We start from the raw sequence: 26,315 nt of genomic DNA, 5'->3' as shown, positions 1-26,315 counted from the left end.
TGTATCATTTTATACGGTTTATAACGAAACGTTTTGAGGTTTTATTATGAACAAATATTCGATAATATGCATTTAGAAGCTCTACAAAAAACGAATCTGAAACATTAAAGGCAATATAAGTTATTCTAAGTTAGGAGCTTTTGACATATTAATTAAAATGAACTAAGGCTGATTATATGATTTAAATTTTCGTCCTTTTTCTAGAACTTTTCTTAAGAAATGATTGAAATTTATTTTGAATACAACCGTTATCTTATTACTTTTACCATTCAAACCAATTTTATTATGTCACAAACCGTACTATCTCTTAAAGAAGTCACTATATATCAAGAAGGAAGAAAAATTATATCTCACATTAACCTAGATGTTAACCATGGTGAGTTTATCTACATTATCGGAAAAACCGGTTCTGGAAAAAGTAGTTTTCTAAAAACTTTATATGCTGATTTACCGTTAATTGAAGGTGAAGGACATATTGTTGAATTTGATTTGGCTACTTTAAAAGAAAACGACATTCCATATTTAAGACGTAAAATTGGAATCGTATTTCAAGACTTTAAATTGCTTCCAGACCGTTCAATCAAAGATAACATGCTTTTTGTTTTAAGAGCTACAGGATGGGTCGAAAAAGAAGCCATGCAGCACAAAATTGATGAAGTTTTGGATAAAGTAGGCATGAAAGACTTCATGAACAAAATGCCCCATCAGCTTTCTGGCGGAGAGCAGCAGCGTGTTGCGATTGCAAGAGCATTGCTTAACGATCCAGAGTTTATTTTAGCCGACGAACCAACAGGAAATCTTGATCCTCAAACAAGTTCTGAAGTATTAGAAGTATTAAAAGCGATTAATGCCGCAGGTAAAACTGTTATTATGGCTACTCACGATTATGCTTTATTAATGAAATTCCCATCGAAAACATTAAAATGTGAAGATGAAAGAATCTTCGAAGTGGTGCAAAGAAGCGTGTAATGCTTTCTATTTTAATTCCGGTTTACAATTATGATGTTTTTGCTCTTGTAGAAACGTTATATAAGCAAGCTTTAGAATGCCATATTCCTTTTGAAATTATTTGTCTGGATGATGCTTCACAGGAGTTTACCATAGAAAACCAAAGAATTAATCAATTCGAAAACACCTATTATTCTATTTTAGAAAAAAACATCGGACGAAGTGCAATCCGAAATCTATTGGCTCAAAAAGCAGTTTATGAAAATCTGCTTTTTTTGGATGCCGATACATTTCCGGTATATAATAATTTTATTTCAAAATATATTGAGCAGATTACCGATAATAGAAAAGTAATTTATGGTGGAATTCTATATGAAAGCACCAAGCCTTCAAAAAATAAGACTTTAAGATGGATTTATGGCAGAAAAAGAGAAGCCCTCGCAGTTTCTGAACGTATAAAAAAACCGCATGTCTCTTTTCTGACCTTAAACTTCTTAATTAAAAAAAGTGTATTTGCAAAAGTTAGATTCAACGAAGAAATTCCAAATCTGAGACATGAAGACACCTTGTTTTCGTTTGATTTAAAGCAAAATCAAATTGAGGTGATTCACATGGAGAATCCCGTTTTTCATTTAGGATTAGAAGACAGCAAAACATTTTTAAGAAAATCTGAAGAAGCTGTTCTAGGCTTAAAAAACTTAGTCGATTCCAATTTAATTCCATCAGAATATACGAAGTTATCGCGTTACTTTGAAAATATAAAAAAGTATCACTTAGAAGGAATTATTGTATTCGGATTTAAGATTTTAAAACCCGCAATGACAAAACAATTTCTTAGTCAAAAACCGTCGCTTATCCTTTTTGACATTTATCGATTAGGATATTACTGTTCTCTAAAAACAAAATAAATGGCTTTTTTTTCTATTATAATTCCGCTTTACAACAAAGAAAATTTTATCAAAAATACAATTCAAGGTGTTTTAGATCAAACTTTTCAGGATTTTGAAATTATTGTAGTAAATGATGGATCTACAGATAAAAGCGAAGAGAAATTACTGCAGTTTAACGATTCTAGAATTCAGTATTTCAGCAAAAAAAATGAGGGTGTTTCATCGGCCAGAAATTACGGAATCGAGAAAGCAAACGCTGATTTTATAGCATTTCTTGACGCAGACGATTATTGGTATCCGAGTTTTTTAGAAACCATATTCAACAACATTTCAAACCTAGCCGATCAAAAAGTATTTTCTGCTGCTATTGAATTTGATACTTCTAAAAAAACGATTCCAGCGAAATACTCGATTTCTAAAACAAATGAAGAATTAGAAATAGTAAATTACTTTAAAGCCAGCATAAAAGAATCTGTTCTCTGTGCTTCAAGTTCTGTTTTTCATAAATCTGTTTTCGAAGAAATTGGAAACTTTGAAACCAAAATTAAAAGTGGCGAAGACACCGATTTATGGATTCGAATCGGACTTGTTTACCCTATTGTATTTTCATGGAAAATCTTGGCACGTTATGTTTACGACCCAAAAAGTCTATCAAAAAACAGCAAAATAATTATAGAGAATTTAGATCTTTCAAAATTTGAAGAGGCCGAAAAAACAAATTCAGACCTAAAATACTTTTTAGATTTAAATCGGTTTTCACTTGCCATTAAAAGTAAATTGGTTGGAGAAAAAGCTCTTTTTTACAACTATTACAATCCAATTGATTTAAAAAAAATTGGCTGGAAGAAAAGAACTTTGTTGCTTTTACCTGCATTTGCTTTACGTTTTTTAATTTCTTTTAAAACCTTTTTAGCAAATTTTGGAATTGGTTCATCTGTCTTTAAATAATCGAAACTTTTTGTATTCTCGAATATAATCTTCTTCGCTAAATTCACCAGAAGACAAAACGAGGCAAACACTTCCTGAAGAAAAATTTTTAAGCTCACGCCAAATTCCCGAAACAATAAGCAGACCTACATTTGGTTTATTTAGTGTAATTGTTCTAATGTCTTTTCCGTCTTTCAAAACCACGTCAAAACTGCCGCTTAAAGCGATTAAAAGTTCTTGCTGTTCTATATGCGCATGCCCTCCCCTTTTGCTTCCGCTTGGCACATCGTACAAATAATATACTCTTTTGGAAACAAACGGAATCGTATTGCCTTCAACAACCGAAAGATTTCCTCTTCGATCTTGAATTTTAGGAATTTCGATCAATTGAACATCTGAAATATTCGTCATTATTGATTGTTTAGAAGGTTTTTCCACTGATCAGAAATGTGTTTTAAAGACAACTGTTTTACGCTTTCAGCAGCATTTTGTCTGCAAAAATGATACAATTCAGCGTCATCTGCAAATCGATTCATTGCTTGAGCAAGAGCTTCAGAATTATGATTTTCGACCAATAAACCATTAAGTGCATTCTGAATAATTTCTCGCGGTCCAGAATTACAATCAACAGCAACGACAGGTGTTCCTAATGCCAAAGATTCTACTATTGACAAAGGAAAACCTTCATATTTACTGGTCAAAATCGTAAATTTTGCTTCACGAACCTCATCGAAAGGTTTTGGTTTAAAGGGAAGAATTTTTATGTAATCATTTAAATTCAAAGTTTTAATTTTCTGTTGGATAAAATCTTCATCATCTCCAGATCCCATTAAATGCAAACGGTATCCTTTCTCATATATTTTTGATTGCAAAAAAGCGTCTAACATCAATGTGAAATTTTTCACTTTTTCTTCAAATCGTCCAAAATATAAGATTATTTTTTGCGGTTCTAAAACTGCTTTTTTCAATTCTTCTTCAGCAATAAAAAAAGGATTGTAAATGGTAATGGTATTTTCAAATTCATACCAATTCTTTACTTTTTCTTCAATCGCTTTTGAAACGCAAATCACATCTTTTACGTTTTTGTAAAGTATTCTCGACCAGAATTTTGAAGAAGGAAAGTAATCTTTAAAATTAAAGCTATGAACGATGTAATAAACTGTTGAATTTCGGCAAATGAATTTGGTAATTAATTCGCGCAATAAGACGTTTTTTGGCCGGCTGTCTATGACAATATCGATTCTATTTTGAAGTAAATAGTTTCTCAATAATTTCCCTTTTTTTAATTTTCTAAAAATAGAAACCGAGCCAGCGCTTTCTTTTTCTAAATTGAATAAAGTTCCCGTATATTCATAATCGACATCATCGTTTACAATTATGGAATGGACTTCAAAACCAGAACTTTCTAACATAAAAGTAAGCAAAGCTGCAAAACGTTCTGCACCTCCTTTTCCTAAGGAAATCGAAACAATAGCAACTTTCTTTTTATTCATGTTTTAACCGAAAAAGTAAATATATTTGTCAAATATACATATAAATGAAAGTTTTACTGGTAGGCGAATACAGCCATTTGCACAATTCTTTAAAAGATGGTTTGCAGGCTTTAGGACATGAAGTTTTTATAATCGGTCACAATGACGGTTTTAAAAATTTTCCTGTTGATTTTCCTATTCAAAAAAAATGGGATTCTGGCTTTCTGAAAAAAGCAAAAATTGCGGTTTATAAAATCTCTGGATTCGATATTAGTTCTTATCTGACTTTTAGGCAATTTTTAAAATTCGAAAAACAATGCTCTGGTTTTCATGTTGTGCAGTTAATAAATGAAAATAGTTTTGAATGTCAGCCTTACTTTGAAAAAAAAATTATTTCTCATCTTATAAAAAGCAATCAAAAGCTATATTTATTGAGCTGTGGCTACGATTATCTTAATGTGAAATATTGCTTCGAAAATCCCGATTTTAAATCTGTAATTCCGTTATATCTTAATCACAAAATTGATGAAAAATCTTTTGGAAATATTTTAAAATTTCGCGAAAAAGCATTTTTAAAATTGCATCAGTTTATTTACAAAAATATAAACGGAATTATCGCTACAGATTTAGATTATCATCTTCCGCTACAAGGAAATGAAAAATATTTAGGAATGATTCCGAATCCAATTAATATTGAAAAACTTTTATTTCAGCCAATAGACATCACTGATAAAATTGTCATTTTTCACGGAATCAATACTGAAAATTATCTAAAAAAAGGGAATGATTATTTTGAAAAAGCTCTAGAAATAATCGAGCAAGAATATAATTCAAAAGTGAAAATTATAACCGTTCGAAGCATTCCTTATGCTGAATATGTCAATCTGTACAATAGTTGTCATATTTTACTGGATCAGGCTTATGCGTACGATCAAGGCTACAATGCACTGGAAGCAATGGCAAAAGGGAAAGTAGTTTTTACAGGCGCCGAAAAAGAATTTATAGCGAGATATAATCTTTCTGAAAAAGTTTGCATAAATGCCATTCCAGACGTCGATTATCTAGTCAAAGAATTGTCTTTTTTAATTGAAAATCCAGATGAAATTATAGCTATCGGAAAACGTGCGAGAGCTTTTATTGAGAGAGAACATCACTTTTTAAAAATTGCAGAAAAGTATATCCATAAATGGAATGAAAACTAAAACAGGCTTTTTCTAAAATAAATTCCGAGAACAATCAAATAACATGCATTCTGAAAAGCATAAGCGATTACAACACCTTCAATCTGAAATAATTTTATAAAATACAAACTACCAGCATAGAAGACCGAAAATGAAAATAATTCTGTAATGATAAAGGCTGAAGTATTTTTTTGAGCAAAAAACTGATATCCCAAAATTAGCGCGCAAACTTTTAAAATATCACCCAAAAGCTGCCAAAAAAACAAATCGGTTACAGGCAAAAACTCCTTTGTAAAAAGCAATTGAACAACAAAAAAACGTATAAAATAAAGTAATGACAACGCAAATACAAAGACTGGCAAAACATATTTATAATATTGCAAAAAAACACTTTTAGTTTCCTGATTATTTTGAGCTTTGGATAATTTTGGAAGAAAATAAACACTCAAAATTGTACTAACAAACATTAAATAATAAGTTGAAATACGCGTTATGGTTTCCCAATACCCAGCCTGCTCAATTCCTAAATCCTGAATAATATGATTTCGAATGGCAAGAAATACAAGAGGGCCAAAAACAGATGAAACTAACGTCATTAAAGAATAAGACGAAAGGTTCTTCAAAATTTTAAAATCAAAAGTATCTGATTTAATAAATTGAAAAAACTGAATCTCTTTTTGAACTAAATAGAGTGTTACAAAAAAAAGTAGCGTAGGCGCAATTACAATTGCCATTAAAGCGCCGGTAGTTTTAAATTGAAGTATCAGAAAAACAGAAGTCAACAGACCAACAATGTTTCCAATAATATTGATTGTAATTACTTTTTTAAATCTGCCCAAACCATTAATTACAGAAATAAAAAAAATAGAAAGTCCATAAGTTGGTAATACAAATGCTAAAATTTTAAAAACAATTAAATATTCCGAATTATTCCCAAATATTTTTTCGTTCCAATACGAAGCTGTAAAAAACAAAATGCAACTTAAAAAAAGTCCAATTCCTATCAAAGTAATAAAAACCGTAGAAACTATTTTTTGAAGTTCAATTTTATTTTTTTCATTTTCAGCGGTGTATTTTACAATTCCGTTCTGAAAACCTAAAGTTGAAATACTTTCTAATGAAGTCAAAAAATTACGCAGATTTCCGATCAAAGCCATTCCACTTGGTCCAACAAAAATCGCTAATATTTTCGAAGTAATCAAACCAATTCCGATTTTTAAAACAACGCTAAAGCTGTTTAAAGAAGCAATCTTAAACAAACTCGTTTGAATTATTTTTCTATAAAAATTCAAATTAGTATTGATTTAAAATTTCAATAACATAATCAGCTTCAGAATCCGTTAAAACCGGACTTATCGGCAAGCTTAAAACTTCTTTATGAATTTTCTCCGTTATGGGAAATGACAAGCTTTTCCACTCCGAAAAAGCTTTCTGCTGATGCGGTGGAATTGGATAATGAATTACGGTTTGAATATTGTTTTGAGCTAAATATTCTTGCAACTTTTCTCTATTTTCTGTTCGAACAACAAACAAATGAAAAACATGATTATTGGAAAAATCCCAAAACGGCAATACAATTTTACTGTTTTTAATTTCAGACAAATAACGTTTTGCAATTGTTCTTCGTTTTTCATTATCTGAGTCTAAGTTTGGCAATTTCAGATTCAAAAATCCAGCCTGCAATTCGTCGAGTCTAGAATTTACGCCAATGTATTCGTTGTGATATTTTTTTTCTGAGCCGTAATTACGAAGCGAAAAAAGCACTTTTGCTAATGCCTCGTCATTTGTTGTAACTGCTCCGCCGTCGCCTAAACAACCCAAATTCTTTCCTGGGTAAAAGCTGTACGCTGATGCCGATTTTAGATTGTAGCTTTTAGGTTTTAGATTCTTTTCTATGCCATGAGATTGCGCAGCATCTTCAATTATTAAAAGATTGTTATTATTCGCAATTTCACTTATTTTATCCATTTCCGCTAATTGTCCGTACAAATGAACAACTAAAATCGCTTTTGTTTTTGGTGTGATTTTTTCCAGAATTAAATCTGGATTTATGTTGTAGGTTTCTAATCTTGGCTCGACCAAAACAGGAACCAAATCGGCTTGTAAAATAGCAAGAATACTTGCAATATATGTATTTGCAGGAACGATAACCTCATCGCCTTTTTTGAGTTTTCCGAGTTCGATATAACCTTTAAAAATAAGAACTAAAGCATCAAAACCATTTCCTACTCCGATGCAATATTTTGAATGGCAGTAATCGGCAAAAGCTTTTTCAAATGTTTCCACTTCTTTTCCTAAAATATACCAGCCGTTTTCTAAAACCGATTTCAGTTTTTCCTGAAATGCAGTTTCATACGGTTCGTTTATTTTTTTTAGGTCTAAAAATGGAATCACTTTATTGTTATTTTATAAAAATCCTGATTGTAGACCGTACAGCCTAATTCTTCTTTCTGTGCCAAAAGTCCCAAATTATAGCCTGATTCATTCTCATCGTCCACAATTCCCATGTCAAAGAAATGCTTTCCTTTTCGCTTATATTTATGAATCAGATTAATGAATAAAAAATCTAATGCTCTAAATTCCTCTCCAATTTTTGAAGTGGCACCATATTGCGATTTTACAACATTTTTAGTCTCAAAAATTGTTATTCCGGCAATAATTTCATCATTCCTGTAAGCAGAATATTGTCTGATATTTTTAGGAAATTTAGATCTTAAAAGTGAGATTTCTTCTTTTGAATGCACTGGTTTTGTGTTAAATTTTTCTGCTAATCTCGGCTCCAAAATTTTTTCCCAAAATGGATCAAAATTTTCTTCTTCAAAAATATCTAAATCTAAATTTTCAATTCTTCTAAAATGCTTCATTTTGCTTTTAGAAATCTTTAAAGAAGCTGTAAGATTAATTGCCAGATTCATTTCTTTTCTTTCTAAAATTGCTCCTCTTTTCATTAAGAAAAAGTCCGCTTCTTTGTTTCCTTCAGAAAAATAAAAATCTGGAATAGGTTTATAATAAAAAGTATCGATTTTGTTCTCTTTCAAAAAAAGCAAAATTTCGTCCAAAATCGCTTCAACTTTTACTGCTTTCAATTTTGGTAAATAAACCAAACCTCCATAAGTAAGCCCTTGATGCGAATAAACCGCATGTTCTTTTTTATTGGCTGGTAAGACAGCTCGCAGTTTTTCTTCTTCAAAAATTAAAAGCGAGAAATCTTCAAAGCGATCTTTGTGATATTCCATAAAATCGCGATGAAATAAAAATGTAGCATTTTTCGCTTGAGCAACAAAATTGTTCCAAATTGAATAATCATCTTGAGAATACTTCTTTATGGTATATTTCATATTTACTTATGATCAAATGCTTTTAAATGCCATTTGTATTTAACCGCCATTAACCTGATAATGATAATAACTAGCGAAGTAACCAAATACAATATATCATCGTTTAAGTTTAGTTTTCTCAGTCCAAAAAATACAATTCCGCCAAAAATACAGATCGTTGCGTAAATTTCTTCTCTAAAAACGTTTGGAATTTCGTTACATAAAATATCTCGAATTACACCGCCAAAACAAGCAGTCATGGTTCCTAATGCAATACAAATGGCAGGATGAAGACCTGTTACAATTCCTCTTTCAAGACCTATCAAAGTAAAAACTCCGAGCCCAATTGTATCAAAAAGAAACAATGAGGTTCGAAGTTTATCGAAACTTTTTCTAAAAAGAATTGCTAAAAAAAATCCTAAAATGATCACATACACATATTGCATGTCGCGCATCCAGCCAACAGGAGTTCTTCCGATTAAGACATCGCGAAGTGTTCCGCCTCCAACGGCAGTAACAAATGCAATGATAAAAACCCCAAACGGATCGAGTTTTTTGTGCATTGCGGTCAAGGCGCCTGACATTGCAAATGCCATTGTCCCAATAATATCAAGTAAGTGAAACATTTTTTTTGAGTTACAAAGATGCAAAGGGTCAAAGTTACAAAGTTGCAACGAATAATCTTAACAACTCTCACTCATAAAACATTCCTTATTTTTTTACGTAAATCGGACTTCTTTTTAGCAAATACGTAATCGAATCCATCCAACCGTCTTTTACTGCCAAGAAAGGCTTGCGGGTTTGCGAGTAGATTTTATCAGTATTTCTATACATATCAAAATAAACCGTATAGTAGTAATACGTCTGATTGTTTGCTGTTGTTGTAGAAATGTCGTTTGTAGTTACTTTTTTGTTGTTATTGCTCACTTTCGCATTTCCGCTATTATAAGTAGTAGCTGTAGTACCTGTTCCAATTGTATATGAAACTTTTGCGGCCACAATATTATCAACTCCTAATATTTTTTCAAGATCTTCTATTGGCGTTTCGTCAATATTATTGTGGTCTATTCCTGCTTTGTGCAATAAGCTATTTGTTGTTCTCAAATCCTGAACTGTCAACGGAAAAATGTTAGAAGATTTGTCTAACAATTTATTGTACAAATCGTTTTGAGCAAATTTTGCCATATCCTCAGAACCTTGCTGATTATCTGCATTTACATAAGGAACTGGCAATACTGCAATTGTATTGTGTTTCATATCTGCACTGGCAATACTTTGAGAGGAACTCTGAGAACCGGTGCTTGTATCTGCAGAAACATCAAAGGTTTGAGACCTTCCACTCGCAAAATCTATTTTGGCAATTTGGGAAACATCTAACGAGATTTGAACCGTCTCGCCAGGAAGCGAATACTCTACTGTTTTATCAGACATTTTTAAAACGGTACATTCAATAATCTGATAATCTCTTTTTATAATTTTATCTAATTTTTTTCCGCTTTGAGCAAAACTCACAAAAGCAGACAGTAATACTAATAAGAATAAAAATGGCTTTGTAATTTTCATTGGATTGGAAATTTTATGAATTAATTATGTATATATATAAATTTACGAATAAATCTTAAACAATTATCAGTAAAAACCAGAAAAAATCATTAATTATTCAAAGAAAAAAAATCACATGTTTTGTGTGTAAAAATTATAGTCTTTTAAAATTACCCTAATAAAATCGCTATTGTTTCCTGATTGATTTTTAATCCCCGCGACACTTTCGATCTTAGCAACGAGTTTGTAAATAATTTCATGATCGTTTTTAGCGGTTGCTTTTTGAAAAGTTTCTTTTATAATACGCATATCATTGTCTGAAAGCTTAATTACCAAAGGATAAGTTGGAACATAAGCTTCTCCGATTTCTTCTAAAATAGTATGGCTGATATTAATTCTATTTTTCAACGTTATAACCGCTGTTCCCGCCGCCATATCGCCCAATCTTTGCGATTTCTGACTTGTAATAACTGAGATAAGTCCAGGAAGTCCAAAAAAGGTAAGAAAATCTATCACTCTAAAAAACCAGCGGATTAAATAGTCTCCAAAACCAGCCTGATAACCATCAATTTTTACGACTTTAATTTTTACTAATTTTTTGCCAAGTGACTGGCCTTCAAAAACACTTTCTAAAACCAAAGAGTAAACTATAACTGGTGAATAGAGCAATAAAAAAATCGCGCCTCGTGACCATCCATCCAAATTAACCATCAATCTATCTAACTGTAACCAGTCAAAAAGAACAATAGAAAGTGCTGTTATATAACAGATTATGATAAACAAATCAATAGAAAAAGCTCCTAGCCTTTCGCCTACGGAAGCCGCTATAAAATTTATTTTGACATTTTGTGTCGTATTAATAGATAATTCTGACATATTTCATATTTTAGCCTACAATGAGAGAAATCGCCTTTATAAAACAAAACAGAGAAAAGTGGCTCGAGTTTGAGCTGGCAATTTTTGGTAAAGCTAAAAAAAATCCTGATGAATTAGCTAATTTGTACATTCAAATGATGAATGATTTGTCGTATGCTCAAACGTATTACCCTAAAAGTAAAACGGTTGTGTACCTCAATCATCTTGCCTCTCAGATTTATCAGAAGATTTACAAAACCAAACGTACTGACCAAAATCGCTTAATAGATTTCTTTAAAATCGAAGTTCCGTTATTGGTTTACGAATACAGAAGATATTTGGTTTATGCTTTTGTTTTATTTTTTGTTACGGTTTCAATTGGTGTTCTTTCTGCTCGTTATGATCGTGATTTTGTCCGCTTAATTTTGGGCGACGAATACGTAAATATGACTTTAGAAAATATAAAAAAAGGCAATCCGATGGCCGTATATGGTTCGGGAAGTAATTGGGGAAGCTTTATTGGTATTACGGTAAATAATCTTTTTGTAGGTGCCAGATGTTATTTCTATGGTATTTTTGCAGGAATCGGAACTTTTAATGTTTTCCTTCAAAACTGCATTATGCTGGGTTCTTTTCAATATTTTTTCTACGAACAGGGCGTTTTTTGGAAAAGCGTTAGAGGAATATGGATTCATGGTTCTATGGAAATTTTTGCCATTGTAATCGAAACAACTGCTGGATTTATTTTAGGCGCTTCTATCCTATTTCCTAAAACTTTTTCGAGAATGAATTCTTTTAAAATTGGTTTCAAGAACAGCTTTAAAATATTCTTAAGCACATTTCCTTTCACGATAAGTGCCGGATTTTTAGAAGGTTTTATTACACGATATTCTATCGATATGCCCAATTGGCTAAGCAGTTTTATTATCTTAGTGACGCTTGCAATAATTTCGTTCTATTACTTGATATATCCTTTTATTGTACACAAAAAAGTTCACTCTTTAACCGCCGAAAAACTTTAAGACCAAGTAATGACAAGATTATTTTTTATTTTATCTTTTCTTTTTTGCTGCAGTATTTCTCAGGCTCAGGATACTATTATCATGCCTCAAGATTCTCCAAAAATTAGCGGAATTAAGTATACAGAAAAAGATATTAAGGTAGATTCTAGCAATATACAGATTAGACATTTTGAAAAGGATTTCAAAAAAAAATATACTGATAAAGATTTTGTCTACGAATACAAAGCTCCCGAAAAAAACTGGTGGGATCATTTCAAACATTGGTTAGCAAGACAAATTTTTAATTTCTTTAATTTCAGCAGTGTAAAAACGTCTCTCAATTTTGTTTCTATTCTATTTAGAATAATTGCCATTTTGGTGGTTATTGTTCTAATTTATTTTATCGTTAGAGCTTTAACCAAGCAAGAAGGAAGATGGATTTTTGGGAAAAATGCCAATAAAAGAACATTGTTTTATTCTGATGCTGAAAAAAATATCCATCTTTTAGATTTTGAAAAACTCATTAAAGAAAGTATAGAAGCTGGCGAAAAAAGAATCGCTGTACGTTATTACTATTTATGGCTTTTAAAAGTAATGGCACAGCACCATTATATTGAATGGGATATCGAAAAAACTAATTCTGATTATTTGTACGAACTTTACAATCCTGCTCATAAAGAAGAGTTTACTTATCTTTCTTATCTATACAATTATATTTGGTATGGAGAATTTGAAATTGATGATGCAACATTTAGAAAGACTGAAAACAGATTTAAAAAAGCACTAAAAACCTTTGGCAATGGATAATAAAGTTAAAATATACATTGCTATTCTGGTTTTAATTTTCGGAATAACATTACTCGTAGACAAAGGACAGCCAAAACCTATTGACTGGACTCCAACGTATTCTGTTGAAGACAAAATCCCATTCGGATTGTACGTTTTCGATCAAGAAGTCGAAGGTCTTTTTAAACAAAAAGTGGAAAGAATTTCGACACAGACTCCTTACGAATATTTCGATTCTCAATATGATGATAGAGAAAACGTAGAATCGTATAGAATTAAAGGTACTTTCATGAATATTTCTGAAGCCGATAATATTGACGAAGGTTCGATGAAAGAAATTCTATATTTTGTTTCGCACGGAAATAACGCATTTTTAAGCATGAAAGTATTTCCGAAAACGCTGCTGGATTCTTTAAAAATTGAGCTAAAAACCGATTTTATGCCCAATGACAGTATTTCGACTTGGATGGCAAACAAAAAAGTTAGCTCAAAAAAATATACTTTAAATACTGGTTTAAGCGATTATTTTTCTAAAATAGATACTTTAAATACAAAAGTTTTAGGATATCAAATCAATCGTAAAAAAGAAAAACAGGTCAATTTTATAGAAGTTCCTTATAAAAATGGTTATCTCTATCTGCATACGCAGCCAGTGGCATTTACCAATTATAATCTGCTAAAAAAAGATCATTATCAATATGCAGAAAATGTACTTTCTTATATTCCAAAAGGAAATATTTTCTGGTATAATAAAACTTTTAACGATAAGCGAATTTCAAGTTCTCCGTTGCGTTATATTTGGAGTCAGCCCGCTTTAAAATCGGCTTGGTATTTAGGCTTAATCGGAATTCTAATTTTTATGATTTTCAATGCAAAACGTAAACAGCGTATCGTGCCTATCATAAAACCATTGCAGAATTTAACGGTTGATTTTACCAAAACTATTGGGAATTTATATTATCAAGAAGGAGATCATACTAATATCATTGATAAAAAGATTATCTACTTTTTAGAAAAAATTAGAACCGATTATCTGCTTGACACCACCAAACTCGATGACGATTTTATAACCAAATTGCATTATAAAACAGGAAAAGACGAAAAAGATATACGCGATGTGATTCAGCTAATCAACGATCACAGAAATAGTTATCACGGAAGCCTTGAAGAAGATTTGATTAAAATAAACACAGCAATAGAGAAGATTTTACATTAATTTATTTAACCAAAGATTAAAAGAATTAAAATGATTTTATAAAAAATAATCTGCGTTAATCATTTTAATCTGTGGCAAAAAAAACATAAAATAACTGACCAAATTATGGACGATATCAATACAACATCAGGCGAAATCACAAATGAAAATGTGAATTTTGAAACGAGAATTAATTTAGGACCGCTTTTAGATCATGTCAACACAATCAAAAAAGAGATTGAAACAGTAATTGTAGGACAGCACAAAATGGTTGATCAGCTTTTGGTTGCGATTTTGTCAAATGGTCACGTACTTTTAGAAGGTGTTCCTGGAGTTGCCAAAACAATAACAGCAAAATTATTGGCTAAAACCTTAAATATCGGTTTCAGCAGAATTCAGTTTACACCCGATCTAATGCCATCTGATATCTTAGGAACTTCTATTTTTAACCTAAAAAGCTCAGAATTCGAATTCAAAAAAGGACCTATTTTCTCTAATTTGATTTTAATTGACGAGATTAATCGTGCTCCAGCAAAAACACAAGCTGCACTTTTTGAAGTTATGGAAGAGCGCCAAATTACAATTGATGGTTCTGCCTATCAGTTAGACGCACCGTTTTTGGTTATTGCTACTCAAAATCCAATTGAACAAGAAGGAACGTATCGTTTGCCAGAAGCGCAATTGGATCGTTTTCTTTTTAAAATCACCATTGATTATCCAAAATTAAACGAAGAGATTTTAATCATTCAGAGAGAACATACTTTGCAAGATCACGGAAAATTGGATGCGATAAAAACAATTCTTTCTGCTGAAGAAATCAAAGAATATCAAGGTTTGGTCAAACAAATTAGAGTTGAGCAAAATCTATTAGAATACATTGCCAGAATTGTGGTAAACACACGCGAAAATGCCTTCTTATATTTAGGAGCTTCGCCTCGTGCTTCAATCGCCATTTTAAATGCATCGAAAGGTTTTGCTGCAATCCGAGGACGCGATTTTGTTACTCCAGAAGATATTAAAGAAGCAGCGATTCCTGTTTTACAACACCGTGTTATTGTAGCACCAGAACGCGAAATGGAAGGAATCACGAGTTCAGAAATTATTAAACAGATTATTGAAACGGTGGAAATACCAAGATAATTTAAGTGTTCAGTTGCAGTTTCAGTTTACCGTAATTCTGAGACCGAAAACTGAGACCGAAAACTAAAAAAATGAAATTCATAAAAAGTCTATATCTGAACAATTTCTTTTTCTATATACTGATTGGTATTATAGGATTGTTTGTCTGCGCTTTTATTTTTCCGAATATGTATCATGCAGTTTGGCTGCTAGTTCTAGGTTTAATTACTTTTTTGGGACTTGATATCTTACTTTTATATTTTGCAAAAACAGGACTTGAAGCTGAAAGAATTACGCCTGAAAAATTATCAAATGGAGATTTAAATCCGATAAAAATTAATTTAAAAAACCATTACACTTTTCCTGTTTCGGCTAAAATTATTGACGAGATTCCGTTTCAATTTCAGGTTCGCGATTTTAAAATTGTAAAAACAATAAAAGCAGCAACACAAAAAGAAATTGGTTATGATCTTCGTCCAACAGAACGTGGAGAATACCATTTTGGCTCTTTGAATATTTATGTTTCATCTCCATTAAGATTGATTTCCAGAAGATTTATTTTCGACAATGGTCAAATGGTTCCAACATATCCATCTTATATTCAGCTAAGAAAATACGATTTAATTGCTTTTTCGAATAATCTGTTTCAATACGGAATTAAAAAAATACGTCGCATTGGCCATACCATGGAATTTGAGCAAATTAAGGAATATGTTCAGGGCGACGATTTAAGGACTTTAAACTGGAAAGCTACAGCCAAAAGAAATTCCTTGATGGTTAATCAGTTTCAGGACGAAAAGTCACAATCGGTTTACATGGCAATCGACAAAGGTCGCGTGATGCAAATGCCTTTTGACGGATTAAGTTTATTGGATTATGCCATTAATTCTTCTTTGGTTTTATCTAATGTGATTTTGAAAAAACAGGACAAAGCGGGACTTTTTTCTTTTTCTAAAAAAGTAGAAAATAGAGTTTTTGCAGAAAGAAGAGGTTCACAGATGCAGAAAATCCTTGAAACTTTATACAACATAAAAACGGATTTCTTCGAAAGTGATTATAGCAGATTGTATGTTGATATTAAGAAAAACATCAATCAGAGAAGTTTAATTATTCTGTATACCAATTTTGAAACAATGGATGGTTTAAATCGCCAGTTGCCCTATTTAAAAGGAATTGCCAAAAGCCATTTATTGGTTGTGGTTTTCTTTCAAAATACAGAATTGAATTCCATCATCAATAAAAAAACAGCAACGATTCAAGAAGTTTACGATAAAGTAATTGCCGAAAAATTCATGTTCGAAAAACGTCTGATCGTAAACGAACTCAAAAAATACGGAATCCATTCTGTTTTAACACAACCCGAAAATTTGACTTTAGATGCCATCAATAAATATCTGGAGATTAAATCTAGAGGGATTTTATAGAAGTTGTGAAATGTTTTTTTTTGTGAAATGTAAAATGATTAAATAAAAATCTAATGAGAAAAATATTTTTAATTCCGATTGTTTTAATAAGCTTTTTAACCACCGCTCAAAAAACAGAAAACATCATTATCATCACTACAGACGGTTTTAGATGGCAAGAAGTTTTTAAAGGAATTGATCCTGCAATTGCCAACGATAAAAAATTCAATCAGGGAGACAGCACTTATATTTATAAAAAATATGGCGATGCCGATATAAAAGAAGCGCGTAAAAAACTAATGCCTTTTTTCTGGTCTGAAATTGCTAGTAAAGGTCAGATTTATGGAAATCGTGATTTAGAAAACAAAGTCGATGTCGCTAATCCGTATTGGTTTAGCTATCCTGGCTATAGCGAAATCATGACTGGAAATGTAGATTTAAAAGTGAACTCAAATGGATATAAGGCCAATCCAAATGTAAATGTTTTGGAATTTTTAAATAAGCAGACTAAACTAAAAGGAAAAGTTGCCGCTTTTGGTGCTTGGGATGCTTTTGACCGAATTTTAAATGAAGAAAGAAGCGGATTTCCTGTAATTTCAGCATTTGATAAAGTAGGCGGAAATAAGCCAACAGCAGCGCAACTCTTATTAAATGAGATGCGTGACAACTCTTACAAACCATTTCACATGGATGAATGCCTAGATGTCTTTACGCATTATCAGGCAATGGATGAATTAAAAAATAAAAAACCCAAAGTGCTTTATATCGCTTATGGCGAAACCGACGAATGGGCGCATCATGCACAATATCGTTCGTATTTGGATGCTGCAAACCAAGTCGACAAATGGATTCAGGAAATATGGAATTTTGTTCAAAATGATCCACAATACAAAAACAAAACAACTCTTTTCATAACAGTCGATCACGGACGTGGTGACAAAGTAAAAGCACAATGGACCGATCACGGTTCTGATGTTCCCGGCGCTTCAGAAATTTGGTTCGCCGCAATGGGGCCAGAAATTGCAGCAAAAGGTGAAATCAAGACAAATTCTCAACTTTACCAAAAACAGTTTGCTCAAACGTTAGCAAAATTGATGAGATATGATTTCAAAACCGATCATCCTGTAGAAACTGAGATTAAAGAAATTTTTGAGAAGTAGTTTTTTTTATAGCCACTAATTCACGAATTATTAAAAATAAAATTCGTGAATTAGTGGCTATAAAACTTTTGAAACAAACCTACAAGGTTTTAAAAACCTTGCAGGAAGAAAAAAACTCAGTACCTTAGCGCCTTAGAATCTTAGTCGCTTAAAAAAATGAAACAAATCACTTCAATTCAAAATCCGTTTATCAAATCTTTGGTTTTACTTCAAGAAAAATCCAAAGCCAGAAAACAAACCGGCACATTTTTGATTGAAGGACAACGCGAAATTTCATTAGCTATCAAAGGCGGTTACGAAATCGAAACTGTTCTATTTTTACCAGAATTAGTTTCAGAATCAGAAATCAACAAACTGATTCAGAATCCGTTTCAAATTATCGAAATCAATAAAGAAGTTTACCAAAAACTAGCTTATCGCGATACCACAGAAGGAATTTTAGCTGTAGCAAAAACCAAATCTTTAAAATTATCCGATTTAAAATTATCTGATAATCCATTAATTTTGGTTGTCGAATCTTTAGAAAAACCAGGTAATATCGGTGCTGTTTTACGTACAGCCGATGCAGCCAATTTAGATGCTGTTTTAATTGCCAATCCAAAAAGTGATCTATACAATCCGAATATTGTTCGTTCTAGCGTAGGATGCCTTTTTACCAATCAAATCGCAACTGGAACATCTGAAGAAATTATTGCATTTTTAAAAGAGAAAAAAATCAATTTCTATAGCGCAACTTTACAAAATTCAACTTCATATCATACACAAAACTTTACTACTCCAACCGCTTTAGTCGTAGGCACAGAAGCAACTGGCCTAACTCAACAATGGCGTGACGAAGCAACTCAAAATATCATTATCCCAATGCAAGGCGAAATTGACAGCATGAACGTTTCTGTTGCTGCCGCTATTTTAATTTTTGAAGCAAAAAAACAAAGAGGGTTTTGATTTTTGATTTTTGATTTTTGATTTTTGATTTTTGATTTTTGATTTTTGATTTTTGATTTTTGATTTTTGATTTTTGATTTTTGATTTTTGATTTTTGATTTTCTAAAAATCGCTTTGCTCTTTTTTGGAATTTATATCTAAAATATATTTTCCTTACAGTCTAGCTGAGCGAAGTCGAAGCTCTTTTTACAAACAAAACTCTCAAAATTACACCTTCAAAAATCTAAAACCTACACTCTAAAATCTGCAATCATATGGCCTTGCGTATGTTCAAACTAATTCTTATTTTTAGTACTTGAACTATGCCGTTATGACAGAAATAGATATAGAAAAAGAAAACAAAGCTATTGCGCAGGAATACAAGGAATTACTTCGAATAAGTTACCAAACTTTAAGCCCTACTGACAAGAAATTAATTAGAAAAGCTTTTGATGTTGCCGTTGATGCTCACAAAGAGCAGAGACGTAAATCGGGCGAAGCCTATATCTTTCATCCTATTGCAGTTGCAAAAATTGTTGCCTCAGAAATTGGTCTGGGCGCGACCTCTATCGCCGCGGCCTTACTTCATGATGTTGTAGAAGATACACCAATGACCGTTGAAGACATTGAGCGTTTGTTTAACCCAAAAGTGGCACAGCTTGTTGAAGGACTTACGAAAATATCTTTAGTCCAAAAAGATTTGAATGCCTCAATGCAGGCTGAGAATTTCAGAAAAATGATTCTGACGCTGAATGATGATGTTCGAGTGATTTTAATTAAGCTTGCCGATCGTCTTCATAATATGCAAACAATGGATTCGATGGCGGAATACAAACAGACCAAAATCGCATCTGAAACTTTATACATTTATGCTCCCCTTGCCCACCGTTTGGGATTGTATAATATCAAAACCAAATTAGAAGATTTAGGATTAAAATATACTGAACCTGCAGTTTATGACGATATCGTAAGTAAAATTCGTGAAACTAAGGAAGAACAGGACGCTTACATAAAAGATATTTCGGATGTCTTGAAAAAATCTTTAGACAATGAAGGTGTAGATTACATCATCAAAGGACGTCCAAAATCGATTTATTCTATTCGTCGAAAAATGCGTGCTCAAAACGTAACTTTCGATGAAGTTTATGATAAATTCGCTCTTAGAATTGTCTATAAAGCCGACCCGCACGAAGAAAAATTTATTGCCTGGAAAATATATTCTATCGTAACAGATCATTATAGACCAAGCCCGAGCCGTTTACGTGATTGGATTTCATCTCCAAAATCGACTGGTTATGAAGCGCTCCATATTACCGTAATGGGGCCAAAAGGACGCTGGGTCGAAGTTCAGGTTCGAAGCGAACGTATGGACGAAATAGCCGAAAAAGGATATGCAGCGCATTACAAATATAAAAACGGCGCAACAGAAGAAAGCGGTCTGGATACCTGGCTGAATCTTCTTCGCGAAGCTTTAGAAAATCCAGAAACCAATGCGGTTGATTTTGTAGAAGATTTTAAAATGAATTTATATTCTAAAGAAATCTTCGTCTTTACGCCAAAAGGAGAAATCAAATCGTTGCCAAAAGGCGCTACTTCTCTTGATTTTGCTTTCAGCATTCACTCTGAAATCGGAATTAAAACTCGAGGAACTCGTGTAAACGGGCGTCTAGTGCCGTTGAATTACGAATTAAAAAGTGGTGATCAAGTTGAAGTAATTACTTCTCCAAACCAGAAGCCAACTGTAAACTGGTTAGAATATGTAACGACTTCAAGAGCTAAAAATAAAATTAAAAACGTTCTTAACGAGAACACTAAAAAAATTGCGGAAGAAGGAAAAGAATTACTTGTTAGAAAATTAAAACACTTAAAAGTAACATTCAACGAACAAGTTACAAACGAGTTAGTTAACTTCTTTAAATTAAAAACAAGCTTAGATTTATTTTATAGAGTTGGAATTGGTGCGATTGAAAATCAGCAGTTAAAAGATTATGCTGCGCAAAAAAGCAATTCGTTTATCAATTTCTTCAAAAATAAAATTAAGCGAACAAAAGACACTGCAGACGAGGACATTCACAAACCAGTCATCAGCAGCAATTATGACATGTTGGTTTTCGGAACCGAACATGACAAGTTAGATTATAAACTTTCGCAATGCTGTAACCCGATTCCTGGTGATGATGTTTTTGGTTTTGTTACCATTAATGAAGGAATAAAAGTGCATAAAAAAGATTGTCCGAATGCAATTGGAATGCAGTCTAATTATGCTTACAGAATCATGAGCGCCAAATGGATTGACTCTTCTCAAGAAGAATTTAAAGCCATTATCAACATTACAGGAATGGACGTTTTAGGACTTACCAACCAATTAACAAAGGTAATTTCCAACAATATGAGCGTAAATATTCAGAGTATTTCGTTAAGTACCGATGCTGGAATTTTCCACGGACAGGTTGCCGTAATTGTTAAAAACAATACGATTTTGAAAAAAATGATTAGCGCTATCAAGAAAATTGACGGGGTCGATAAGGTTACTAGAGAGTATAGAACCTAACTTTTTAGGGAAACTATAAGAATTTTGTAACGAAACTTTAAACCCGAAACTTTTATTCATTAAAAATAAAAAATTATCTTTGCCGGATATGACACTTATTTCAACTGACAACACTAAGAATCAAGAAATTGTAAAAAATGTTTTTACACTATATCTTGAACAAAAAGGGCATCGCAAAACTCCTGAGCGTTATGCTATACTTCAGGAAATTTACGATAGCGAGGAGCATTTTGATATAGAAAATCTATACATCAAAATGAAAAACAAAAACTATCGTGTGAGTAGAGCTACTTTATACAACACGATTGAGTTATTGTTGGACTGCGCTTTGGTTAGAAAACATCAATTTGGGCAAAATCAGGCTTACTACGAAAAATCATATTTTGATAAACAGCATGATCACATCATTATGACAGATTCTGGTGAGGTAATTGAATTTTGTGACCCAAGAATTCAAACCATCAAAAAAACAATCGAAGAAATTTTTGATATTGAAATCACAAATCATTCGCTTTATTTCTACGGAAACAAAAAGCAAAACTCAAATTCATAGTCTTTAAACAGACTTTTTCAAAAAATTAAAAAAGAAAATTAACTACATAATCAGTAGGACGACTTAGATTGTCCCAACGCAAATTAAAACAGAATGACCGTAGATTTATTACTAGGATTACAATGGGGAGATGAAGGTAAAGGAAAAATTGTTGACGTACTTACCTCAAATTATGATATTATTGCACGTTTTCAAGGAGGACCAAATGCAGGACATACATTAGAATTTGACGGAATTAAACACGTACTTAGAACAATTCCTTCTGGAATTTTTCATAAAAACTCAGTAAACATCATCGGAAATGGTGTTGTAATTGATCCTGTAGTTTTTCAAAAAGAAATTGAAGGGTTAGAGAAATTTAACCTTGACATCAAAAAGAAATTGATCATTTCAAGAAAAGCGCACTTAATCTTACCAACTCACCGTTTGCTTGATGCAGCTTCTGAAGCTTCAAAAGGAAAAGCAAAAATTGGTTCTACTCTTAAAGGAATTGGACCAACTTACATGGATAAAACGGGTAGAAATGGTTTACGTGTGGGAGATATCGAATTAGAAGATTTCAAAGATCGTTACAGAGCTTTGGCTGACAAACACGAAGCTATGATTGCTTTCTACGATGTTAACATTCAATACAACTTAGCTGAACTAGAAAAAGAATTCTTTGAAGCTATTGAAGATCTTAAAAAATTAGATTTCATTGACAGTGAAGAATACATGCACCAAGCTCAAAAAGCTGGAAAATCTATTCTTTGCGAAGGAGCTCAAGGATCTTTATTAGATGTTGATTTCGGAACTTATCCTTTCGTAACTTCATCAAATACTACTGCTGCTGGAGCTTGTACAGGTTTAGGAATTGCTCCTAACAAAATCAAAGAAGTGTACGGAATCTTCAAAGCTTACGTTACACGTGTAGGTAGCGGACCTTTCCCTACTGAACTTTTTGACGAAGTTGGTGCTACAATGGCAAAAGTGGGTAACGAGTTTGGTTCTGTAACAGGAAGACAAAGACGTTGCGGATGGTTAGACCTTGTTGCTTTAAAATATGCTGTTCAGGTAAATGGTGTTACTCAGTTAATGATGATGAAAGGTGATGTACTTTCTGGTTTCGAAACTTTAAAAGTTTGTACGGAGTACAACTACAAAGGACAAAACATTTCTCACTTCCCTTACAACATTGAGCCAGAAAACGTTACTCCGGTTTACAAAGAGTTTAAAGGATGGAAACAGGATTTAACTGGATTAACATCTTACGATCAATTGCCAATTGAGCTAAAAGAATATATTGAGTTTATTGAAAAAGAAATCGAAGTGCCAATCAAAATTGTATCGGTTGGACCAGATAGAAAACAAACAATAACAAAATAATACATTTAAACGCTCTGATAATCAGGGCGTTTTTTTTATGAAATAATTTTTCAGATGAGAAAGAATCCAGAAATCGAAATAACAGACACCAAATTATTATCAGATAATTGGTATATATTGAACAAAGTTACTTTTAACTACAAAAAAGAAAACGAAAAAGTAGAATCTCATATTCGCGAAGTTTATGATCGCGGAAATGGTGCTGGAATATTATTATATAATACTGCTAAGAAAACGGTTGTACTAACAAGACAATTTCGTTTACCAACTTATCTTAACGGAAATAAAACAGGAATGATGATTGAGGTTTGTGCAGGACTTTTAGACAAAGACAATGCCGAACAAGCTATTATTCGTGAAACAGAAGAAGAAACAGGATATCGTTTAACAAAAGTTCAAAAAGTAATCGAAACCTATATGTCTCCGGGGTCTGTAACAGAGATTCTGTATCTGTTTGTGGGAGAATATGACGAAAATATGAAAGTAAGTTCTGGTGGCGGACTTGATGCTGAACAGGAAAACATAGAAGTTCTGGAGTATACTTTTGATGAAGCTTACGCCATGATTGAATCTGGAGAAATCACTGATGCAAAAACTATTATGCTTTTGCAGCATGCTAAAATAAAAGGCTTGATTTAATTACAATAATTTATATGCACCAAAAAAATGATAGCAAAATAAATATTTGGAAAGAATTTGCAAATAAAACAAACGGAATTTTTAAGGACGGCTATTCTTGGCAGTCAGATTCTGTTGTTATTATATATAAAAACTGGAAAATTATATTTGATAATTACACGCTTTGGTCTGGAAAATACAGTACCGAAATGACAAGAATTATTGTTCCTATTAATTCAAATAATGATTTTAGATTTGAAATATATAAGGAAGGACTTATTCGTAAGATTGAGAAATTATTTGGAGCACAAGATATTCAAATTGGATCTGAGGATTTTGACAAGGCATTCATCATTAAAAGCAATAATGAATTAAAAATTAAGTCCTTATTGCGAAACACAGTAATCCGTTCTCTTTTTTTAGAAATCAAAGACGTAAATATTCAAATTTCTGATCACAAAGGAATTTGGGAACAAAAACTCCCTGAAAATCAATTTGAACTATCTTTTTATTTTGATGGAAAAACTGCAGATTTACAAAAACTAGATCAAATATTAGAACTCTTTAAAATAATTTTAAATGAGTTACATCAAATGAGTATTATTTGATAAAATGTAAATCCCGAAACCAATTCAAAAAATTATGTAACCCTTTTCAGCTATCAGATTTATAACTTTATATTCATAAAAATTCGACCTATGAAAAAGTTATATTACACAGCAAACATACTACTGATCTTGATGTTGGTTTTATTAGGTTCTTGTAAAAAAACCGATACCATCACACTGACTGAAAATAAAAAAGAGAAAAAAAAGGTAATTGAACACAAAAAGCCTGAAACGATTGGGTATCAAATCGAGAAAACCAAAGACTGGCTCAAGTTAAATGAAGCCGACAGTTCTAAAATGGATATTGTTTACGCTTTGAATAGAACCGACAAAGCCAATTTTAAAAAACTGGATTCAGTTGTAATTCCTGCAGATTTTAGCGGTGATTTGGTTTATTACTTGCCCTTTCCATTACATGTTTCTGCTTTAGAAGAAGTATCAAAAATTATCCTTTTTTCGTATCCAACTCAAGCTTTTGCCGCTTATGAAAATGGTGAATTAGTTCGTACAGGTCCAACTAATATGGGAAGAAAAAAAGACCCTACTCCTACTGGATTGTTTTTCACCAATTGGAAAGCAGAACAAACCACCAGTACATTTAATGACGAATGGGATTTAAAATGGAATTTTAATATCGAAAATAAATTGGGAGTTGGTTTTCACGAATATGCATTGCCGGGATATCCTGCGTCACATTCTTGCTTACGACTATTAGAAAAAGACGCTAAATACCTTTATAAATTTGCTGACGAATGGATTCTGAAGGATAAAGAAAATGTAAAAGTAAAAGGTACTCCCGTGGTAGTTTTTGGAACTTATAATTTTGATAGCCCAAAACCATGGTTGCAATTAGCATCAGATCCAGAAGCTTTAAATATCTCTGAAGGCGATATTGAAAACATCGTAAATCCTTATTTAAAAGAAATCTTAGAGAATCAAAACCTAAGAGAAGCCGAGCCAACAAAAACTTTATAAAATATACTCTAAATACAGAATCAGCTGAAATGATAGCATATCGTTTCAGCTTTTTTTGTTTGCTTTTAAACATACAATTTCTAAAGCCCTTCTCTTTGTCCTTTTTTAATCCTTCAGCTAAAGCTGAAAGCAATTCATTTCCAAATCTTAAAACTTTTGTCTCTTTGCACCTTTTGAACCTAAAAAACTCAGCGCCTCAGAACCTTAGAATCTTAGAACCTTCAAAAAAAACATAACTAAGCGATCGTTCATTTATTATTTTTTGTATCTTTGTGCCATAATCAATTAGAATTATGAGAACTAGAGATACCAATAAAGAGGAAATTGTAAAACAAAAAGCAATAGAAATGATTGTTACGCAAGGTGTAGAAGGTTTCGGAATGAATCGTCTTGCTAAAGAATGTGGTATTTCTGTTGCGACACTTTATATCTATTATTCAGACAAAGAAGATTTAATTCGCAAAATTGGAATTGAAATCGGTCAAAATTTCTTTGAAAAAATGTTTGATGGTTTCTCTACAGATATGTCTTTTAGAGATGGATTACGAAATCAATGGGAAAATCGTATTTATTTTAATCTAAATTTTACCCAACAAGCTACCTGTTTTGAACTTTTAAGACATTCTACTCACGGCGATGCGATCATACAAGAAGTAACAGGAAAGTATAAGCAAATGATGACTGAATTTATGCTTTTGGCCATTGAGCGAAAAGAACTCATTTCTGTCCCTTATGAAGTATTTTGGAGTATTGCTTACGGATCACTTTATTCTCTTTTAGAATTTCATCGAGACGGAAAATCCATGTCTGGAAAATCTTTTGTTCTGAATGACGAGATTAAAAATAAAGCTTTCAATTTAGTCCTAAAAGCTCTAACTCCTTGATTTTGCTTTAAATCCCAAACTCAATTATAATACAATATAAA

26 protein-coding genes are annotated in these 26,315 nt (G+C 32.2%); 18 read left to right on the top strand and 8 right to left on the bottom strand.

The genetic code is table 11. The features are described from left to right. Positions 1-285: 285 nt before the first annotated feature. Genes OZP10_RS16100 through OZP10_RS16090 form a run of 3 tightly spaced genes read left to right on the top strand, consistent with a single transcriptional unit; the run spans position 286 to position 2,786 of the window. Positions 286-969 (top strand): cell division ATP-binding protein FtsE, encoded by a 684-nt coding sequence (locus OZP10_RS16100; protein WP_177212503.1) that lies wholly within the window; start codon positions 286-288, stop codon positions 967-969. Then, the gene (locus OZP10_RS16095; RefSeq protein ID WP_281631793.1) at positions 969-1,856 is read left to right on the top strand and encodes a glycosyltransferase family 2 protein; all 888 of its coding nucleotides are present in this window, start codon (positions 969-971) and stop codon (positions 1,854-1,856) included. The genes OZP10_RS16100 and OZP10_RS16095 overlap by 1 nt, the downstream gene beginning before the upstream one ends. After that, entirely contained in the window at positions 1,857-2,786 is a 930-nt protein-coding gene (locus tag OZP10_RS16090) for a glycosyltransferase family 2 protein (RefSeq protein ID WP_281631792.1), read from the top strand. Here the strand turns inward: OZP10_RS16090 and OZP10_RS16085 are convergent. Together OZP10_RS16085 and OZP10_RS16080 are read right to left on the bottom strand one after the other, a co-directional pair. After that, positions 2,769-3,176 (bottom strand): sugar 3,4-ketoisomerase, encoded by a 408-nt coding sequence (locus OZP10_RS16085; protein ID WP_281631791.1) that lies wholly within the window; start codon positions 3,174-3,176, stop codon positions 2,769-2,771. The genes OZP10_RS16090 and OZP10_RS16085 overlap by 18 nt on opposite strands. Then, entirely contained in the window at positions 3,176-4,258 is a 1,083-nt protein-coding gene (locus OZP10_RS16080; RefSeq protein WP_281631790.1) for a glycosyltransferase, read from the bottom strand. The genes OZP10_RS16085 and OZP10_RS16080 overlap by 1 nt, the downstream gene beginning before the upstream one ends. A 44-nt stretch (positions 4,259-4,302) precedes the next feature. Between OZP10_RS16080 and OZP10_RS16075 the strand changes: the two genes are divergently transcribed. After that, on the top strand, positions 4,303-5,439 hold the full coding sequence (locus tag OZP10_RS16075) for a glycosyltransferase family protein (RefSeq protein WP_281631789.1): 1,137 nt from the start codon (positions 4,303-4,305) through the stop codon (positions 5,437-5,439). Here the strand turns inward: OZP10_RS16075 and OZP10_RS16070 are convergent. The 6 genes from OZP10_RS16070 to OZP10_RS16045 form a co-directional block, all read right to left on the bottom strand. Then, positions 5,436-6,710, bottom strand: a complete 1,275-nt coding sequence (locus tag OZP10_RS16070; protein ID WP_281631788.1) for an O-antigen translocase — start codon at positions 6,708-6,710, stop codon at positions 5,436-5,438. The two genes, OZP10_RS16075 and OZP10_RS16070, sit on opposite strands and share 4 nt — an antisense overlap. 1 nt (position 6,711) lies before the next feature. After that, on the bottom strand, positions 6,712-7,812 hold the full coding sequence (locus tag OZP10_RS16065; RefSeq protein WP_281631787.1) for a DegT/DnrJ/EryC1/StrS family aminotransferase: 1,101 nt from the start codon (positions 7,810-7,812) through the stop codon (positions 6,712-6,714). Next, on the bottom strand, positions 7,809-8,756 hold the full coding sequence (locus tag OZP10_RS16060) for a FemAB family protein (RefSeq protein WP_281631786.1): 948 nt from the start codon (positions 8,754-8,756) through the stop codon (positions 7,809-7,811). The genes OZP10_RS16065 and OZP10_RS16060 overlap by 4 nt, the downstream gene beginning before the upstream one ends. Before the next feature lie 2 nt (positions 8,757-8,758). Continuing rightward, positions 8,759-9,361 carry a trimeric intracellular cation channel family protein gene (locus tag OZP10_RS16055; RefSeq protein WP_281631785.1) on the bottom strand — a complete coding sequence of 201 codons (603 nt, stop codon included), beginning with the start codon at positions 9,359-9,361 and terminating at the stop codon, positions 8,759-8,761. Positions 9,362-9,446: 85 nt separating this feature from the next. Further along, entirely contained in the window at positions 9,447-10,298 is an 852-nt protein-coding gene (locus tag OZP10_RS16050) for a hypothetical protein (RefSeq protein ID WP_281631784.1), read from the bottom strand. Positions 10,299-10,409: 111 nt separating this feature from the next. Beyond that, positions 10,410-11,153, bottom strand: a complete 744-nt coding sequence (locus OZP10_RS16045; RefSeq protein WP_281631783.1) for an RDD family protein — start codon at positions 11,151-11,153, stop codon at positions 10,410-10,412. A gap of 20 nt (positions 11,154-11,173) precedes the next feature. On the opposite strand from OZP10_RS16045, the gene OZP10_RS16040 reads away from it, so the two are divergent. From OZP10_RS16040 to OZP10_RS15975, 14 genes are all read left to right on the top strand, one after another. Beyond that, complete coding sequence (locus OZP10_RS16040) at positions 11,174-12,154, top strand: stage II sporulation protein M (protein ID WP_281631782.1); 981 nt, start codon at positions 11,174-11,176, stop codon at positions 12,152-12,154. Positions 12,155-12,163: 9 nt separating this feature from the next. Further along, the gene (locus OZP10_RS16035; protein WP_281631781.1) at positions 12,164-12,940 is read left to right on the top strand and encodes a DUF4129 domain-containing protein; all 777 of its coding nucleotides are present in this window, start codon (positions 12,164-12,166) and stop codon (positions 12,938-12,940) included. Beyond that, entirely contained in the window at positions 12,933-14,135 is a 1,203-nt protein-coding gene (locus OZP10_RS16030; RefSeq protein ID WP_281631780.1) for a DUF4350 family protein, read from the top strand. The genes OZP10_RS16035 and OZP10_RS16030 overlap by 8 nt, the downstream gene beginning before the upstream one ends. Before the next feature lie 105 nt (positions 14,136-14,240). After that, the gene (locus OZP10_RS16025) at positions 14,241-15,254 is read left to right on the top strand and encodes an AAA family ATPase (RefSeq protein ID WP_177210425.1); all 1,014 of its coding nucleotides are present in this window, start codon (positions 14,241-14,243) and stop codon (positions 15,252-15,254) included. 71 nt (positions 15,255-15,325) lie between these two features. Further along, the gene (locus tag OZP10_RS16020) at positions 15,326-16,657 is read left to right on the top strand and encodes a DUF58 domain-containing protein (RefSeq protein ID WP_281631779.1); all 1,332 of its coding nucleotides are present in this window, start codon (positions 15,326-15,328) and stop codon (positions 16,655-16,657) included. 53 nt (positions 16,658-16,710) lie between these two features. After that, complete coding sequence (locus OZP10_RS16015; RefSeq protein ID WP_281631778.1) at positions 16,711-17,796, top strand: alkaline phosphatase family protein; 1,086 nt, start codon at positions 16,711-16,713, stop codon at positions 17,794-17,796. Positions 17,797-17,952: 156 nt separating this feature from the next. After that, the gene (locus tag OZP10_RS16010) at positions 17,953-18,741 is read left to right on the top strand and encodes a TrmH family RNA methyltransferase (RefSeq protein ID WP_281631777.1); all 789 of its coding nucleotides are present in this window, start codon (positions 17,953-17,955) and stop codon (positions 18,739-18,741) included. 310 nt (positions 18,742-19,051) lie between these two features. After that, the gene (locus OZP10_RS16005) at positions 19,052-21,271 is read left to right on the top strand and encodes a RelA/SpoT family protein (RefSeq protein ID WP_177210429.1); all 2,220 of its coding nucleotides are present in this window, start codon (positions 19,052-19,054) and stop codon (positions 21,269-21,271) included. Positions 21,272-21,359: 88 nt separating this feature from the next. After that, complete coding sequence (locus OZP10_RS16000) at positions 21,360-21,824, top strand: Fur family transcriptional regulator (RefSeq protein WP_008462215.1); 465 nt, start codon at positions 21,360-21,362, stop codon at positions 21,822-21,824. A 93-nt stretch (positions 21,825-21,917) separates the two neighbouring features. Then, positions 21,918-23,189, top strand: coding sequence for an adenylosuccinate synthase (locus OZP10_RS15995; protein ID WP_281631776.1), 1,272 nt, complete (start codon positions 21,918-21,920; stop codon positions 23,187-23,189). Between the two features lie 54 nt (positions 23,190-23,243). Continuing rightward, positions 23,244-23,828, top strand: coding sequence for an NUDIX domain-containing protein (locus OZP10_RS15990; RefSeq protein WP_281631775.1), 585 nt, complete (start codon positions 23,244-23,246; stop codon positions 23,826-23,828). Between the two features lie 14 nt (positions 23,829-23,842). Further along, complete coding sequence (locus tag OZP10_RS15985) at positions 23,843-24,415, top strand: hypothetical protein (protein ID WP_281631774.1); 573 nt, start codon at positions 23,843-23,845, stop codon at positions 24,413-24,415. Between the two features lie 90 nt (positions 24,416-24,505). Further along, entirely contained in the window at positions 24,506-25,390 is an 885-nt protein-coding gene (locus tag OZP10_RS15980) for a L,D-transpeptidase (protein ID WP_281631773.1), read from the top strand. A gap of 293 nt (positions 25,391-25,683) precedes the next feature. Then, entirely contained in the window at positions 25,684-26,274 is a 591-nt protein-coding gene (locus OZP10_RS15975) for a TetR/AcrR family transcriptional regulator (protein ID WP_281631772.1), read from the top strand. Positions 26,275-26,315: the final 41 nt, after the last annotated feature.

This window comes from Flavobacterium luteolum (genome assembly GCF_027111275.1).
Lineage (GTDB): Bacteria > Bacteroidota > Bacteroidia > Flavobacteriales > Flavobacteriaceae > Flavobacterium > Flavobacterium luteolum.
This window is presented reverse-complemented; position numbering and strand designations above follow the sequence as displayed.

What these genes read in the sequence shown, in the direction of transcription:
- OZP10_RS16010 (WP_281631777.1), top strand. Translation starts at nt 17,953, where the DNA reads ATGAAACAAATCACTTCAATTCAAAATCCGTTTATCAAATCTTTGGTT.
- OZP10_RS16085 (WP_281631791.1), bottom strand. Translation starts at nt 3,176, where the DNA reads ATGACGAATATTTCAGATGTTCAATTGATCGAAATTCCTAAAATTCAA.
- OZP10_RS16060 (WP_281631786.1), bottom strand. Translation starts at nt 8,756, where the DNA reads ATGAAATATACCATAAAGAAGTATTCTCAAGATGATTATTCAATTTGG.
- OZP10_RS15975 (WP_281631772.1), top strand. Translation starts at nt 25,684, where the DNA reads ATGAGAACTAGAGATACCAATAAAGAGGAAATTGTAAAACAAAAAGCA.
- OZP10_RS16095 (WP_281631793.1), top strand. Translation starts at nt 969, where the DNA reads ATGCTTTCTATTTTAATTCCGGTTTACAATTATGATGTTTTTGCTCTT.
- OZP10_RS15995 (WP_281631776.1), top strand. Translation starts at nt 21,918, where the DNA reads ATGACCGTAGATTTATTACTAGGATTACAATGGGGAGATGAAGGTAAA.
- OZP10_RS15985 (WP_281631774.1), top strand. Translation starts at nt 23,843, where the DNA reads ATGCACCAAAAAAATGATAGCAAAATAAATATTTGGAAAGAATTTGCA.
- OZP10_RS16100 (WP_177212503.1), top strand. Translation starts at nt 286, where the DNA reads ATGTCACAAACCGTACTATCTCTTAAAGAAGTCACTATATATCAAGAA.
- OZP10_RS16000 (WP_008462215.1), top strand. Translation starts at nt 21,360, where the DNA reads ATGACACTTATTTCAACTGACAACACTAAGAATCAAGAAATTGTAAAA.
- OZP10_RS16005 (WP_177210429.1), top strand. Translation starts at nt 19,052, where the DNA reads ATGACAGAAATAGATATAGAAAAAGAAAACAAAGCTATTGCGCAGGAA.
- OZP10_RS16075 (WP_281631789.1), top strand. Translation starts at nt 4,303, where the DNA reads ATGAAAGTTTTACTGGTAGGCGAATACAGCCATTTGCACAATTCTTTA.
- OZP10_RS16020 (WP_281631779.1), top strand. Translation starts at nt 15,326, where the DNA reads ATGAAATTCATAAAAAGTCTATATCTGAACAATTTCTTTTTCTATATA.
- OZP10_RS16035 (WP_281631781.1), top strand. Translation starts at nt 12,164, where the DNA reads ATGACAAGATTATTTTTTATTTTATCTTTTCTTTTTTGCTGCAGTATT.
- OZP10_RS16015 (WP_281631778.1), top strand. Translation starts at nt 16,711, where the DNA reads ATGAGAAAAATATTTTTAATTCCGATTGTTTTAATAAGCTTTTTAACC.
- OZP10_RS16030 (WP_281631780.1), top strand. Translation starts at nt 12,933, where the DNA reads ATGGATAATAAAGTTAAAATATACATTGCTATTCTGGTTTTAATTTTC.
- OZP10_RS16040 (WP_281631782.1), top strand. Translation starts at nt 11,174, where the DNA reads ATGAGAGAAATCGCCTTTATAAAACAAAACAGAGAAAAGTGGCTCGAG.
- OZP10_RS16045 (WP_281631783.1), bottom strand. Translation starts at nt 11,153, where the DNA reads ATGTCAGAATTATCTATTAATACGACACAAAATGTCAAAATAAATTTT.
- OZP10_RS15980 (WP_281631773.1), top strand. Translation starts at nt 24,506, where the DNA reads ATGAAAAAGTTATATTACACAGCAAACATACTACTGATCTTGATGTTG.
- OZP10_RS16055 (WP_281631785.1), bottom strand. Translation starts at nt 9,361, where the DNA reads ATGTTTCACTTACTTGATATTATTGGGACAATGGCATTTGCAATGTCA.
- OZP10_RS16025 (WP_177210425.1), top strand. Translation starts at nt 14,241, where the DNA reads ATGGACGATATCAATACAACATCAGGCGAAATCACAAATGAAAATGTG.
- OZP10_RS16090 (WP_281631792.1), top strand. Translation starts at nt 1,857, where the DNA reads ATGGCTTTTTTTTCTATTATAATTCCGCTTTACAACAAAGAAAATTTT.
- OZP10_RS15990 (WP_281631775.1), top strand. Translation starts at nt 23,244, where the DNA reads ATGAGAAAGAATCCAGAAATCGAAATAACAGACACCAAATTATTATCA.
- OZP10_RS16080 (WP_281631790.1), bottom strand. Translation starts at nt 4,258, where the DNA reads ATGAATAAAAAGAAAGTTGCTATTGTTTCGATTTCCTTAGGAAAAGGA.
- OZP10_RS16050 (WP_281631784.1), bottom strand. Translation starts at nt 10,298, where the DNA reads ATGAAAATTACAAAGCCATTTTTATTCTTATTAGTATTACTGTCTGCT.